The 12,508-nt window shown below is 72.5% G+C and carries 14 protein-coding genes; 8 read left to right on the top strand and 6 right to left on the bottom strand.

Translation table 11 applies throughout. The annotated features are described in order from the left end of the window. Window positions 1–25: 25 nt before the first annotated feature. Together ACG04Q_RS01340 and ACG04Q_RS01335 are read left to right on the top strand one after the other, a co-directional pair. On the top strand, window positions 26–2,308 hold the full coding sequence (locus tag ACG04Q_RS01340) for an FdhF/YdeP family oxidoreductase (protein WP_394509007.1): 2,283 nt from the start codon (window positions 26–28) through the stop codon (window positions 2,306–2,308). Then, entirely contained in the window at window positions 2,298–2,528 is a 231-nt protein-coding gene (locus tag ACG04Q_RS01335; protein ID WP_394509006.1) for a hypothetical protein, read from the top strand. Before ACG04Q_RS01340 ends, ACG04Q_RS01335 begins: the two co-directional genes overlap by 11 nt. On the opposite strand, the gene ACG04Q_RS01330 is transcribed toward ACG04Q_RS01335, so the two are convergent. Further along, on the bottom strand, window positions 2,505–3,179 hold the full coding sequence (locus tag ACG04Q_RS01330) for a Crp/Fnr family transcriptional regulator (protein ID WP_394509005.1): 675 nt from the start codon (window positions 3,177–3,179) through the stop codon (window positions 2,505–2,507). The two genes, ACG04Q_RS01335 and ACG04Q_RS01330, sit on opposite strands and share 24 nt — an antisense overlap. 82 nt (window positions 3,180–3,261) lie before the next feature. On the opposite strand from ACG04Q_RS01330, the gene ACG04Q_RS01325 reads away from it, so the two are divergent. The 3 genes from ACG04Q_RS01325 to ACG04Q_RS01315 are packed head-to-tail and all read left to right on the top strand — an operon-like array spanning window position 3,262 to window position 5,490. Continuing rightward, complete coding sequence (locus ACG04Q_RS01325; RefSeq protein ID WP_394509004.1) at window positions 3,262–4,017, top strand: class II aldolase/adducin family protein; 756 nt, start codon at window positions 3,262–3,264, stop codon at window positions 4,015–4,017. Between the two features lie 4 nt (window positions 4,018–4,021). Next, on the top strand, window positions 4,022–4,879 hold the full coding sequence (locus tag ACG04Q_RS01320; protein ID WP_394509003.1) for a bile acid:sodium symporter family protein: 858 nt from the start codon (window positions 4,022–4,024) through the stop codon (window positions 4,877–4,879). Then, on the top strand, window positions 4,876–5,490 hold the full coding sequence (locus tag ACG04Q_RS01315) for a glutathione S-transferase family protein (RefSeq protein WP_394509002.1): 615 nt from the start codon (window positions 4,876–4,878) through the stop codon (window positions 5,488–5,490). The genes ACG04Q_RS01320 and ACG04Q_RS01315 overlap by 4 nt, the downstream gene beginning before the upstream one ends. A gap of 34 nt (window positions 5,491–5,524) precedes the next feature. Here ACG04Q_RS01315 and ACG04Q_RS01310 read toward each other — a convergent pair whose 3' ends face one another. The 3 genes from ACG04Q_RS01310 to ACG04Q_RS01300 all read right to left on the bottom strand — a co-directional run bounded on the left by ACG04Q_RS01310 (window position 5,525) and on the right by ACG04Q_RS01300 (window position 8,282). Then, the gene (locus ACG04Q_RS01310; RefSeq protein ID WP_394509001.1) at window positions 5,525–5,833 is read right to left on the bottom strand and encodes a hypothetical protein; all 309 of its coding nucleotides are present in this window, start codon (window positions 5,831–5,833) and stop codon (window positions 5,525–5,527) included. Between the two features lie 46 nt (window positions 5,834–5,879). Beyond that, complete coding sequence (locus tag ACG04Q_RS01305) at window positions 5,880–7,412, bottom strand: Do family serine endopeptidase (protein ID WP_394509000.1); 1,533 nt, start codon at window positions 7,410–7,412, stop codon at window positions 5,880–5,882. Window positions 7,413–7,520: 108 nt separating this feature from the next. Then, complete coding sequence (locus ACG04Q_RS01300) at window positions 7,521–8,282, bottom strand: SDR family NAD(P)-dependent oxidoreductase (RefSeq protein ID WP_394508999.1); 762 nt, start codon at window positions 8,280–8,282, stop codon at window positions 7,521–7,523. A gap of 222 nt (window positions 8,283–8,504) precedes the next feature. Between ACG04Q_RS01300 and ACG04Q_RS01295 the strand changes: the two genes are divergently transcribed. The 3 genes from ACG04Q_RS01295 (at window position 8,505) to ACG04Q_RS01285 (ending at window position 10,412) form a co-directional block, all read left to right on the top strand. Then, window positions 8,505–9,386, top strand: coding sequence for an AraC family transcriptional regulator (locus tag ACG04Q_RS01295; protein WP_394508998.1), 882 nt, complete (start codon window positions 8,505–8,507; stop codon window positions 9,384–9,386). An 18-nt stretch (window positions 9,387–9,404) separates the two neighbouring features. After that, the gene (locus tag ACG04Q_RS01290; RefSeq protein ID WP_394508997.1) at window positions 9,405–9,908 is read left to right on the top strand and encodes an MOSC domain-containing protein; all 504 of its coding nucleotides are present in this window, start codon (window positions 9,405–9,407) and stop codon (window positions 9,906–9,908) included. Between the two features lie 120 nt (window positions 9,909–10,028). Further along, window positions 10,029–10,412 carry a hypothetical protein gene (locus ACG04Q_RS01285; RefSeq protein WP_394508996.1) on the top strand — a complete coding sequence of 128 codons (384 nt, stop codon included), beginning with the start codon at window positions 10,029–10,031 and terminating at the stop codon, window positions 10,410–10,412. Here ACG04Q_RS01285 and ACG04Q_RS01280 read toward each other — a convergent pair. After that, window positions 10,360–11,865 (bottom strand): aminotransferase-like domain-containing protein, encoded by a 1,506-nt coding sequence (locus ACG04Q_RS01280; protein ID WP_394508995.1) that lies wholly within the window; start codon window positions 11,863–11,865, stop codon window positions 10,360–10,362. The genes ACG04Q_RS01285 and ACG04Q_RS01280 overlap by 53 nt on opposite strands. Beyond that, a complete protein-coding gene (locus ACG04Q_RS01275) occupies window positions 11,865–12,449 on the bottom strand; it encodes a LysE family translocator (protein WP_394508994.1) in 585 nt (194 codons plus the stop codon). Before ACG04Q_RS01275 ends, ACG04Q_RS01280 begins: the two co-directional genes overlap by 1 nt. Window positions 12,450–12,508: the final 59 nt, after the last annotated feature.

The raw sequence follows: 12,508 nt of genomic DNA, 5'->3' as shown, positions 1-12,508 counted from the left end.
CGGCGGAGGATAGTAGGCTGGCGCCATGAGCGAACAGAAGATCGAGCTGTATGACGGCCCCGCCGGGGGCTGGGGCGCGCTGAAGAGCGTGGCGCACCACCTGCACGAGCAGGGCGTGGCCGTGAAGGGCGCCAAGACCTTGTTGCATGCCAACCAGGCCGACGGCTTCGACTGCCCCGGCTGCGCGTGGCCGGACCGCGACCACCGCTCCACCTTCGAGTTCTGCGAGAACGGCGCCAAGGCCGTGGCCGCCGAGGCGACGGCGCGGCGGGCCACGCCCGAGGTCATCGCCGCGAAGACCTTGACCGAGTGGGCCGAGGTGTCGGACTACGAGCTGGAGGCCACTGGCCGGCTGACCGAGCCGCTGGCCTACAACCCGCAGACGGACCGCTACGAGCGCACCAGCTGGGACGCCGCCTTCGCGCTGATCGCCAGCGAGCTGCGGGCGCTGCCGGACCCGAACGAGGCCATCTTCTACACGTCGGGCCGCACCAGCAACGAGGCTGCCTTCCTGTACCAGCTGTTCGTGCGCGAGTTCGGCACCAACAACTTCCCCGACTGCTCCAACATGTGCCACGAGCCCAGCGGCTCGGGGCTCAAGCCCACCATCGGCGTCGGCAAGGGCACGGTGACGCTGGCGGACTTCGAACAGGCCGACTGCATCCTCGTGTTCGGCCAGAACCCCGGCACCAACCACCCGCGCATGCTGGGCGAGCTGCGCGCGGCCCGCAAGCGCGGCGCGCGCATCATCAGCTTCAACCCGCTGCGCGAACGGGGCCTGGAGCGCTTTGCCGACCCGCAGAACGCGCTGGAGATGGCCACGCTGGGCGACTCGCCGATCAGCAGCCACTACTTCCAGCTCAAGGTGGGTGGCGACTTCGCGCTGCTCAAGGGCATGTGCAAGCGGGTCGTCGAGCGCGGGCTGCTGGACGAGGCCTTCATCGCCGAGCACACGACCGGCTTCGAGTCGTTCGTCGCCGAGCTGCGCGAGCAGCCATGGGAACCGCTCGTCGACGCCTCGGGCCTGAGCCAAGAACAGATCGAGCAGGCGGCCGACCTCTATGCCAGCAGTGAGCGCGTCATCGCCTGCTGGGGCATGGGCATCACGCAGCACCGGCACTCGGTGGCGACCATCCAGATGATCGTCAACCTGCTGTTGCTGCGCGGCAACCTGGGTCGGCCCGGCGCCGGTGCCTGCCCGGTGCGCGGCCACAGCAACGTGCAAGGCGACCGCACGATGGGCATCTACGAGAAGCCCGCGCCCGCCTTTCTCGACAAGCTGGGCGAGGTGTTCGGCTTCACGCCGCCGCGCGCGCACGGCGTCGACACGGTCGGTGCCATCCAGGCCATGCTGGACGGCCGGGGCAAGGTGTTCATCGCAATGGGCGGCAACTTCGCCGCGGCCACGCCCGACACGGCGGCCACCTGGCGCGCGCTGCGCCAATGCGGGCTGACGGTGCACATCACCACCAAGTTCAACCGCAGCCACGTCGTTCATGGCCGCCAGGCGCTGGTGCTGCCGGTGCTGGGCCGCACCGAGATCGACGTGCAGGCCACCGGCCCGCAGGGCGTCACGGTGGAAGACTCGATGAGCATGGTGCACTTGTCGCACGGCATGAACGCGCCGGCCAGCGAGCACCTGCTGTCCGAGCCCATGGTGGTGGCGCGCATGGCAGCCGCCACGCTGCAGTACAGCCGCACGCCCTGGCTGGCACTGGCGGGGGACTACGCCGCCATTCGCGACAAGATAGCAGCCGTGCTGCCCGACTTCGCCGGCTTCAACGAGAAGCTCAAGGCGCCGGGCGGCTTCCGGCTGCGCAACACGGCCAGCGAGCGCGTCTGGGCCACGGCCAGCGGACGCGCGGAGTTCAGCACGCACGCGCTGCCGACCGACCTGGCTGCCGAGCGCGTGGCCGAGCGCCACCGGGACCAGCGCGTCTTCACGCTGACCACACTGCGCTCGCACGACCAGTACAACACCACCATCTACGGCCACGACGACCGCTACCGCGGCGTCTACGGCCACCGCCGCGTCGTCTTCATTCACGCCGATGATTTGAAAGACCTGGGCCTGAAGGCCGGCGACTGGGTGGACATCACCAGCCTCTACATCGGCGAGGCCGGCGGCGACGTGCAGCAGCGCCGCGCCAAGCGCTTCCTGCTGGTGGCCTACGACATCCCGCGCGGCTGCCTGGCCAGCTACTACCCCGAGACCAACCCGCTGGTGCCGCTGGAGAGCTTCTCCATCACGGCGCGCACGCCCACCAGCAAGTCCATCCCGGTCGTGTTGACGCGGCATGCAGGCTGAGCTGCTGCAGGTGTTGCGCGAGCTGGCGCCGGCCGGTGAGACCGTCGCGCTAACGCGGCTGGCCAAGCGGCTGGACGAGCGCGTCAGCGTGCTGCTGCGCGAGCTAACCGCGCTCAGCGATGCACGCGTGGGCGGCGTGCCCGGGCCGGGCCTGGTGCAACTGGCCTGTGACGACGCCGGCCGCTGGACGGTGCGACTACTCGCCCAGCCGGTCCAGTAGCGCCGCGTCGACGATGGCGATGCTGCGGTAGCCCAGCTTCACGGCACCGGCCTTGGCCAGCTCGCCCAGCTCCTTGCTCAGCGTCTGGCGCGTCAGGCCCAGCATCATCGCCAGCGCCTCCTGAGATACCGGCAGCTGCCGGCGCGGCTCGGTGGCCAGCGTGGCATCGCCGCGCGCCAGCAGCGCCAGCCGGCGAGCCAACCGCGCGCGGGTGGGGCGCAGCGTGGCGTCTTCGACGATGCCGAACAGCGTGCGCAGCCGGCCGGCCATCAGCCGCGCCAGCGCGGTCGCGAACGTCGTGTCCTGCATGAACCGGGCGAAGGCCTCGGCCGGCACGGCCAGCACCGTCGTCGCGCCCACGGCGGTGGCGTCGTGCACGCGCGGGCCGCCGTCCAGCAGCGAGATCTCGCCGAACCAGTTGCCCGGCTCCAGCACGGCCAGGATGGACTCGGTGCCGTCCGCCGCCGTGCTGCTGGCCCTGATGGCGCCGCTGCACACGGCATGCCAGTCGCCCGGCGCGTCGCCCTGGCGGAACAGCACCTCGCCGTGGGCCAGCCGCTGCAGGCGGCCGCTGGCCAGCACCGCATCGGCCAGGGCGGCGGGCAGCGACGCGAACCACGGGTTGTCACGCAGGGCCTGGTATTCGGGCATGCCCTGAATTGTCCGGTTTCGGACAGATCGCCAGGCCCCGCGCATGCCCCAATCGCCGCACAACCACTTGAAGGAGACAGCCATGACCTCGACCGTGCGTGACCAGGTGAGCCCCGAAGAATGGGCGCTGCGCGAAGACCTCGCCGCCTGCTACCGGCTCGTCGCGCTGATGGGCTGGGACGACCTCGTCTTCACCCACATCAGCGCCCGCGTGCCCGGCCCGGAGCATCACTTCCTCATCAACCCCTACGGGCTGATGTTCGACGAGATCACGGCCAGCAGCCTCGTGAAGGTGGACGGCCAGTGCCACAAGGTGATCGACTCGCCGTACCCGGTCAACCCGGCCGGTTTCGTCATCCACAGTGCCGTGCACGCGGCGCGGCCCGACGTGCAGTGCGTGCTGCACACGCACACGACGGCCGGTGTGGCGGTCAGCGCGCAGGCAGGTGGCGTGCTGCCCATATCGCAGCAGTCCACCTTCGTGCTGGCCTCGCTGGCCACGCATGGCTACGAGGGCGTGGCCTTCCGCCCCGACGAGGGCCCGCGCCTGCAGGCCGACCTGGGCGCCGCCACCTTCCTGCTGCTGAAGAACCACGGCCTGCTGACGGTGGGCCGGTCGGTGGCCGATGCCTTCCTGGCCATGCACACCTTCGAGGCCACCTGCCGCATCCAGCTCGCAGCGCAAAGCGGCGGTGGCGCGCTCACACAGGTGGACCCCGCCATCCTGCGCGGCACCGCCGAGGCGATGCGCGTGCAGACCGGCGGCCTGGGCGGCGCCTTCGTGTGGCCGGCGCTGCTGCGCAAGCTGGATCGCCTGAACAGCAACTTCCGGGACTGAGGCCGTGACCGCTGCCGTGTTGACCAACGCGCTGCTCGGCGTGCTCGCCGTCGTCATGGCCGGTCTGGGCCTGTCGCTGACGCTGGACGACTTCCGCCGGCTGCGCGACCACCCGCTGGCCGCCGTGCTGGCGCTGGGCCTGCAGGTGATCGTGCTGCCGCTCGTGTGCGTGGCCGTCATCGCCGCGTTCAAGCTGCCGCCGCTGTACGCCGTGGGCCTGATGCTGCTGGCCGCGTCGCCGGGCGGCATCACGGCCAACCTGTTCAGCCACCTGTTCGGCGGGCATGTGGCGATGAACCTGTCGCTGACGGCGTTGAACACCGTGCTGTCGCTAGGCACGCTGCCGCTGATCGCCAACTGGGCCATCGCGCATTACGCCGGCGGCGGGCACGTGGTGCCGCTGCCGTGGCAGAAGCTGGTGGAGGTCATCGGCGTCATCGCCGTGCCGGTGCTGCTGGGCATGGCGGTGCGGCGCTCGCGGCCCGACCTCGCTGCGCGGCTGGACAAGCCGGTGAAGGCACTGTCCGCCGTGCTGCTGGTGGTGCTGACCGTGGCGGCCATCGCCAAGGAGCGCGAAGCCTTGATGAGTGCAGCCGGCGAGCTGGGCGGCGCCGTGCTGGCCTTCAATGTGCTGAGCCTGGCCGCCGGCTACGGCGTGGGCCGCGTCGCACGGCTGCCGCGGCCGCTGTGCATCGCCATCGGCTTCGAGGTGGGTGTGCACAACTCGACGCTAGCGCTGTACCTCGCGCTCGGGGTGCTGCAGCAGTTCCCTGTCGCGCTACCCGCCGCGCTGTACTCGGTCAGCATGTATCTGACGGCACTGCTGTTCGGCTTGTGGCTGAGGCGACACTCGGCCGCATGAAACTGCTCGGCCGCCTCACCTCCATCAACGTGCGCAAGGTCATGTGGACCGCCGCGCAGCTCAGCCTGGACCTGCCCCGCGAAGACTGGGGCGCGGGCTTTCGCTCGCCGCAGGAACCCGAGTACCTGGCGCTCAACCCCAACGGGATGATCCCGGTGCTCGTCGACGGCGACTTCACGCTGTGGGAGAGCAACAGCATCTGCCGCTACCTGGCCGCCAAGGCCGGCGCCAAGACGCTGCTGCCCGCCCAGCCGCAGGCCCGCGCCCGCGTCGAGCAGTGGATGGACTGGCAGGCGGGCGAGCTCAACAACAGCTGGCGCGTGGCCTTCATGGCCCTGGTGCGCGGCCAGCCCGCCACGCCCGAGGCCATTGCCGCCAGCGTGGCAGGCTGGAACCGCCACATGGCGATGCTGGACGCGCAGCTGGCGCGCACCGGCGCCCACGTCGTGGGCGACGACTTCACGCTGGCCGACATCGTGCTGGGCCTGTCCACGCAGCGCTGGATGAACGCGCCCATCGAGCGCGTCGAGCTACCGGCAGTGGCGGCGTGGATGCAGCGGCTGAGCAGCCGGCCGGGCTTTGCCGAGCTGGTCGGCAACGGCATGCCCTGACCCTCGGCCGTCCACGCGCACAGGCGTCGGCGGCTCAAGACAACAGCTGCGGGTTGCCGCTGACGATCGCCCAGTCCAGGCGGTCCTGCTGGTGACTCAACACCAACGCCGCGGCCACGTCCTTGTGCCCGGCCGCCAGGCTGCGCGCCTGCTGCTCCTGCAGCGCGCGGGCGTCCTGCAGCGCGTTGGCCTGGGCGAGGCTGAGCCGGCCCTGGCGCAGCGCGACGTCGATGCGGTGGCCCTGGGCCAGCGAGCGCGTGACGGCGGGCGAGGCCTCGGGGGCAGCGCCCGCGGCGGTCGCCAGCGCGAGCAGGAAGGCGGGGGAGAAACGGCGCGTGTTCATCGGCAACTCCTGAAGAAAGCGGGCCGGCGGCGCCGGCCCGAGACGGTCAGCCCAGCCGCACCGGCACGAAGATCTGCTGCCCGTCGCGCGCCACCAGCAGCGCCACCGATTTCGGCGCGTCCTTCATCGCCGCGCGCACCTCGTCCACGTCCTTCACCGGCTTGCCGTTCAGCGCCAGCAGCACGTCGCCGGGCTGCACGCCGGCCAGCTGCGCGGGGCCGCCCACGCGCTCGATCAGCAGGCCGTGGTCCAGCCCCGAACCGCGCAGCTCCTGCGGCGCCAGCGGGCGCAGTGCCAGCCCCAGCTGGGCGCCCTGCGGCGCGGCGCTGGCTTCCTGGGCCTCCTTGTCGGCGCGGCCCAGTGCCACGGTCTCGCTGCTGCGCTTCTTGTCGCGCCACAGGTCCAGCTTGAGCTTGTCGCCCGGCCGTGCCAGGCCCACGCGGCTGGACACGTCACCGGCGATGCGCACCGGCTCGCCGTCTATGGCCGTGATGACGTCGCCCGCCTTCAGCCCGGCCTTGGCGGCCGCGCTGCCCGGCTGCACGCTGGACACCAGCGCACCGTCCGGCGCCTCCAGCCCGAATGACGAGGCCAGCGGGGCGGACAGGTCCTGCAGCGTCACGCCCAGGCGCGCGTGCTCCACCTTGCCGGTGGCGACGATCTGGTCCTTCACGCGCAGCGCCACGTCCACGGGGATGGAGAACGCCAGGCCCTGGAAGCCGCCGCTCTGCGAATAGATCTGCGCGTTGACGCCCACGACGCGGCCCGACGCGTCGAACAGCGGGCCGCCGGAGTTGCCGGGGTTCACGGCCGCGTCGGTCTGGATGAAGGGCACCACGCTGTCGCCCGGCAGCGAGCGGCCCTTGGCACTGACGATGCCCTGCGTGGCCGTCTGCTCGAAGCCGTAGGGCGCGCCGATGGCCAGCACGTAGTCGCCCACCTGCACCTGCTTGGGGTCGCCCAGCTGCACGGTGGGCAGGTTCTTGGCGTCCAGCTTCAGCACGGCGATGTCGGTGGCCGGGTCGCTGCCCAGCACCTTGGCGGCGAACTCGCGGCGGTCGCTGAGCTTGACGGTCACCTGCTTGGCGTCGCGCACGACGTGGGCATTCGTCAGCACGATGCCGTCGGCGCTGATGATGAAGCCCGAGCCCTGGCCGCGGAACGGCTGGGCGCCCGGCTGCGGCAGGCGCAGCCCTGGCACGCCGCGGAAGAAGCGGAAGAACGGGTCCTCGCCACGCGCGGCGGGGCCGGCGTCGCCGTCGTCATCGTCGTTGCCCACCTTGTGCAGGCCGGCCACGGTGATGCCGACGACGGCCGGGCCCTGCGTCTGCACGATGGCGCGGTAGTTGGGCACCAGCGCAGGGGGCAGCGCGGCGGCGGGTGAGGGCGCCGGGGTGGCGGCGGCCGCGGGCGCCGGCACGACGGCGGCCGGCGCGGCGCTGCCGGGGGCGGCCTCGGTGGCGGGCGACTTCTGCAGGCCCGGCAGCGTCCAGCCGGAGGCGGTGGTGGTCAGCGTCACGCCCGCGGCCAGCAGCGCGGCGGCGGCGGCGGTCAGGGTCAGCTTGGCGGTCTGGGTCATGTCGGCTCCTTGGGCAACAGGCTGCGGTGCAGCCGATGCGCTGGACTCTAGGAAGCCCAGGTGAGCGCTCGATGAGGCGAAGGTGAGGCGAAAGTTAGGGCCTACGGCTCAGTGGACCTCCGACAGCAGGCCGTCGTCGCGCAGGCGCCGCGGCGCCGGGCGGGGCGCGGCCCACAGCGCCTGCAGCCGGGCCAGCGCAGCTGTCTCGTGCAGGCCCTCGGCCAGCAGGTGGGCCAGGCTGGTGACGAACTGCGTGCGCGGCACCGCGTCGGGCCGGGCCGCGGCCTCGGCGCTCAGGCGTTCGGCGCGGGACGGGCGCGCCACGTCGATGACCTCGATGCAGGCGCGGGCCCAGCCCTTGCGCACCGACAGGGCGCTGGCGTGCAGTCCGCCGCTGGCCGCCGCCCAGGCGGCCAGCCCGCCGGTCCGGGGCTGTGCCGCCGGCCCGACGGACAGCGTCATCACCGCACTGTGCGTGCGCTTGCGCAGGTGCGGCATCAGCGCGCCGGCCAGGTGCTGCATGCCCAGCCGGTGGGCTTGCGCGCGGTGCGCCGCCGTGTCGTCGTCCAGCAGCGCGCGCAGCCCGGGCAGCTGGGTCACGGGGAAGGCGATCGCGATGTCCAGCAGCAGGTTCAGGCCCGGGCAGCGCGCGGCCACCTGCTCGGCGAAGGCGGCGACGCTCCACGGGTCGGCCAGCGCCAGCTCCACCGCCTGCAGGCCGGGGCAGGCCTGGGCGGCGGCCTGCGCCGCGCCCGGTTCGGCGTCGAAGACGAGCACCTCGTTGCCCAGCCGCAGCAGCAGCCCGGCCACGCCGCGCCCGATGCCGCGGGCGCCGCCGGCGACGAGGATGGTGTTGCCTTGCATGTTCATGGGGACCTCCTTGCGAGGCCCGCATTGAAGCGGCCGGCGCCGATTTCGGGCAGCCAAATCCGGTCATGTGATTGCACGATCCTCGCAGGCTGCGGCCCAGCCCGGCGCGCCGCGGCTGGCGCGCCGGGCTGGGTAGCCCAAAAGCGTCAGCCTCTTGCACAAATCGCTCAATCCGGGCGCCGCACGCTTGAGCAAGCCCGGCCCAGCAGGTAGCGTGCCGCCATGGGCTCGCTCGAAGAATTGAAAGACCTGATCCGGCGCCACGCCGGCCCCGTGGCGGGCAAGGTCGACGTGTTTGCCGTGGCCGCCGAGGCCCCCACCGAGTTGCAGCACCATGTGCTGGAACCGGCCTTCGCCGTCGTGGCGCAGGGCGCCAAGCGCGCCATGCTGGGCGACCAGATCTTCGACTACCGCGAGGGCCAGTTCCTCGTCGTCGGCGTGGACCTGCCCGTGGCCGGCTGCGTGACCGAGGCCAGCCCCGAGCTGCCCTACCTCGCCGCGGGCCTGACGCTGCAGGCGTCCATCATCTCGTCGCTGCTGCTGGAGATGGCCCCGGCCGACATCGCCGCCACCGAGGCCACCGGCTTTGCCGTCAGCGATGCGCCCGCCGACCTGCTGGACACCGTCGTGCGGCTGCTGCGGCTGAAGGACTCGCCGCGCGACGCCCACGTGCTGCGCCCACTGGTGGAGCGCGAGCTGGTGTGGCGGCTGCTGCACGGGCCGCAGGGCGCGATGGTGCGGCAGATCGGCCTGGCCGACAGCCGGCTGTCGCAGATCGGGCGGGCCATCCGCTTCATCCGCGCGCACCACACCGAGCCCATCTCCATCCCGATGCTGGCCGACATGGTGGCCATGAGCGAGTCGTCCTTCCACCGCCACTTCCGCGGCGCGACGACGATGAGCCCGCTGCAGTACCAGAAGCTCATCCGGCTGCAGGAGGCGCGGGCGCGCATCCTGGCCGACGCCGGCGACGTGGCCGCCATCGGCTACAGCGTGGGCTACGACAGCCCGTCGCAGTTCAGCCGCGAGTACAGCCGCCTGTTCGGCGCGCCGCCGGGGCGCGACAAGGCGCGGCTGGGCCAGCGCGCCACGACGGGCGGCTGACTGCGGTAGCGTCGCGGCATGAAGACCCTGCGCGACCTCATGACCCCGCCCGCCCACATCCAGGGCCGCATCGACGCCATCGTCGTGCGCGGCGCGCCGCGCGAGCGGGCGCGGCTGGTGCCGCAGACGATGGCGCTGGCCGGCATCGGCCTGGCCGACGACCGCCTCGGCCAGCGCGGCGAGGCGGAGCTGTCGACGCGCCAGGTCACGCTGATCCAGTACGAACACCTGCCGCTGATCGCGGCGTTCGCGCGCAGCGGGCCGCTGGACCCCGTCGACCTGCGGCGCAACCTGGTCGTGTCGGGCATCAACCTGCTGTCGCTGAAGAACGCGCGGCTGCGCGTCGGCGACGCGCTGATCCAGCTCGTCGGCCCCTGCGCGCCGTGCTCGCGCATGGAGGAGGTCATCGGACCGGGCGGTTATGCCGCCATGCGCGGCCACGGCGGCATGACGGCGCGCATCCTGGAGGGCGGCGCCATCCGCGTGGGCGACGCGGTGAGTGTGGCGCCGCCGGCGGCCTGACGGCGAAACAGCGCGCAACGTTCGCAGCCGCGGGTTTCAGCGGGCCCCTTTGCCGCGCCTCTCGAAGCATCGCGATACATCCGTCGCCGGGCGGTCACGCGGCTGTTGCAGACTGGCCCGATGACCTTGGACATCGATGACTCCCTGCCGCCGCTGACGCCCGAACAGACGCTGACCGGCTGGCGCCGTGAGCTGTGCGTGGAGCTGCTGGGCGACGGCCGGGCGCGCATCTTCTTGCGTGCGATGGAAGCGCCCTCGCTGAAGGCGACGGAACTCAAGCGCGGCGTGCTGTTCCACCGCGTGGCATCCACGTTCACCGACCTGGCGGGCTGCGTGGCCGCCGCGCGGGTGCCGCTGGAGCAGCTGGCCGGCACCGCCGTGCGGCAGCAGCCGTCGGCCGACAACCTGTTTGCCGCGGTGACCTACGACCGCAGCGCGTGGGAGGGCGTCGTCAGCGCCGTCGAGGACTGGCAGCGTCGGCGGCGTCCGGCCGCGGTGCGCTGAGCGGCAGCGGGCCGCGGGCGCGCTCCAGCACCAGCCGCGCGCTGGTGGCAGCGCCCAGCTGCTCGCGCAGGAACTCCGCCAGCCGTGGCTGCTGGCTGAAGGCGACGTTGAAGCGCAGGTGCGGGTCGGCCGCGCCGTCGGCCGCGAACGTGGCGCCGCGCACCAGCAGGATGCCGCGCCTGAACGCCTCCTTGACGAGCCCGTCCACGTCCACGCCCGCCGGCAGTGCGCCCCACAGGAACAGGCCGCCTTCGCCCGCGTGCTCCAGCTGCACGCCGGCCTCGCGCAGCTGGCGCGCGGCGCTGACGCGGGCGGCGCCCAGCCGCTGCTGCAGCCGGTCCAGGTGCTTGCGCCAGCGGCCGGCGGCCAGCACCTCCAGCATGACGAACTCGTTGAGCGCCGCCGTCGTCAGCACCGACAGGATCTTCTCGCGCATCAGCGGCTTCAGCAGCTCGGGCTCGGCGGCGATGTAGCCCAACCGCAGCGCCGGGCTCATGGCCTTGGCAAAGCTGGAGTAGTAGATGACGCCGTCCAGCCCCGACAGCTGCGCCAGCCGCGTCGGCGGGTGCGGGGTCTGGGGGTGGAAGTGGCCCTGCACATCGTCCTCGGCGATCAGCACATGGTGGCGCTGCGCCAGCATCAGCACGCGGTGCAGGTTGGCGGCGCTGCTGCCCCAGCCGGTGGGGTTGTGCAGCACGCTCTGGATGAACAGCAGCCGCGGGCGGTGCTGCGTGCAGGCAGCATCCAGCGCGTCGAGGTCGATGCCGTCGTGGCGGCGCGGCACGGGCACGATGGTCGCGCCGGCCTGGCGCAGGCGGTCGAACAGCAGGAAGTAGCCGGGCGTCTCCACCGCCACCGTGTCGCCCGGGCGCAGGAAGGTGCGGCAGATCAGGTCGATGGCGTGGGTGCCGCCGTAGGTCGTCAGCACGCGGCCGGCGTCCACCGCCACGCCCTGGCCGCGCAGCAGCATGGCGATGCGCTCGCGCAGCTCCGGCAGGCCCTGCGGCGGGCAGCGCGAGGCCATGCCGGCCGTGGCCCGCGCCAGGCCGCGCTGCACGGCGGCGGCGGGCACGGCGTCTTCCAGCCACGTGGCGGGCAGCGCGCCGCTGCTGGCCAGCAGCAAGCCGGCCTTCTGGTCGTTGGCCTGCTGGGCCAGCCACACGGCCTCCTGCTCTTCGCCGGCCTCCACGCGCGTGGCGTCGGGCATCGCGTTGGCGGGGCTGTCGGCGACGAAGAAGCCGGCGGTGCCGCGCGAGTCGATGAGGCCGGCGGCGACGAGGCGGTCGTACGCGCTGACGACCGTGTTGGGGCTGACGCCCAGCTGCGCGGCGAGCTGGCGGATGGAGTTCAGCCGCGCGCCGGGCGGCAGCTGCGCGCTCTGGATGAGCGCGTGCAGGCGCTGCTCGATCTGGTCGGCCAGCGGGGTGGAGGAATCGCGGTCCAGCGAGAACATCAGCGCAGCAACAAGAGGGCCAGCACGGCCAGCGAGGCGGCCATGATGGCATTGAACATGCGCCGGCGCGTCGGGTCGCCGAGGAAGCGGCCTATCCACGTGCCGAACAGCGCCCAGGTCGACAGGCATGGGATGCCGACGACAGCGCCGAGGCCGCTGACCAGCAGCGCGCCGGCCGGCACGCCCAGCTGCGTAGGCATGAAGACCGAGGCCACGGTCACGGCGCGGATCCAGCTCTTCGGGTTCACGGTCTGGAACAACGCGGCCTGCGCGAAGCCCACCCGCTCCGGAGCCCGGTTCCGCGTGGCCGGGCTGCCGACGAGCCTCCACGCCAGCACCAGCATGTAGACCGTGCCGGCCAGCCGGAGCGCGTCGTGCAGCAGGGGCCAGGTGGCGAACACGGCGCCCAGGCTCAGGCAGGTCACGAAGGTCAGCGTCGCCACGCCCGTCACCATGCCCAGGATGGCCGGCAGCGTGCGCCGGTAGCCGTGGTGGGCCCCGCTGGCCACCAGCATCATGTTGTTGGGGCCCGGCGTGCCGGACATCAGCGCGCAGTAGGTCAGCAGCGGCAGCAGTTCGTTCATGCCGCCATTGCAGCGGCTGCCGGGGCGGGCGGGAAGGGACAGCGGGGCGGGGCGCGCGG

Source organism: Pelomonas lactea (genome assembly GCF_043555885.1).
GTDB classification, from domain to species: Bacteria; Pseudomonadota; Gammaproteobacteria; order Burkholderiales; family Burkholderiaceae_C; genus Pelomonas; species Pelomonas lactea.
The sequence above is the reverse complement of the archived record's forward strand: the minus strand, read 5'-3'. Positions and strand labels throughout refer to the sequence as shown.

What these genes read in the sequence shown, in the direction of transcription:
- ACG04Q_RS01340 (WP_394509007.1), top strand. Translation starts at nt 26, where the DNA reads ATGAGCGAACAGAAGATCGAGCTGTATGACGGCCCCGCCGGGGGCTGG.
- ACG04Q_RS01335 (WP_394509006.1), top strand. Translation starts at nt 2,298, where the DNA reads ATGCAGGCTGAGCTGCTGCAGGTGTTGCGCGAGCTGGCGCCGGCCGGT.
- ACG04Q_RS01330 (WP_394509005.1), bottom strand. Translation starts at nt 3,179, where the DNA reads ATGCCCGAATACCAGGCCCTGCGTGACAACCCGTGGTTCGCGTCGCTG.
- ACG04Q_RS01325 (WP_394509004.1), top strand. Translation starts at nt 3,262, where the DNA reads ATGACCTCGACCGTGCGTGACCAGGTGAGCCCCGAAGAATGGGCGCTG.
- ACG04Q_RS01315 (WP_394509002.1), top strand. Translation starts at nt 4,876, where the DNA reads ATGAAACTGCTCGGCCGCCTCACCTCCATCAACGTGCGCAAGGTCATG.
- ACG04Q_RS01310 (WP_394509001.1), bottom strand. Translation starts at nt 5,833, where the DNA reads ATGAACACGCGCCGTTTCTCCCCCGCCTTCCTGCTCGCGCTGGCGACC.
- ACG04Q_RS01305 (WP_394509000.1), bottom strand. Translation starts at nt 7,412, where the DNA reads ATGACCCAGACCGCCAAGCTGACCCTGACCGCCGCCGCCGCCGCGCTG.
- ACG04Q_RS01300 (WP_394508999.1), bottom strand. Translation starts at nt 8,282, where the DNA reads ATGAACATGCAAGGCAACACCATCCTCGTCGCCGGCGGCGCCCGCGGC.
- ACG04Q_RS01295 (WP_394508998.1), top strand. Translation starts at nt 8,505, where the DNA reads ATGGGCTCGCTCGAAGAATTGAAAGACCTGATCCGGCGCCACGCCGGC.
- ACG04Q_RS01290 (WP_394508997.1), top strand. Translation starts at nt 9,405, where the DNA reads ATGAAGACCCTGCGCGACCTCATGACCCCGCCCGCCCACATCCAGGGC.
- ACG04Q_RS01285 (WP_394508996.1), top strand. Translation starts at nt 10,029, where the DNA reads ATGACCTTGGACATCGATGACTCCCTGCCGCCGCTGACGCCCGAACAG.
- ACG04Q_RS01280 (WP_394508995.1), bottom strand. Translation starts at nt 11,865, where the DNA reads ATGTTCTCGCTGGACCGCGATTCCTCCACCCCGCTGGCCGACCAGATC.
- ACG04Q_RS01275 (WP_394508994.1), bottom strand. Translation starts at nt 12,449, where the DNA reads ATGAACGAACTGCTGCCGCTGCTGACCTACTGCGCGCTGATGTCCGGC.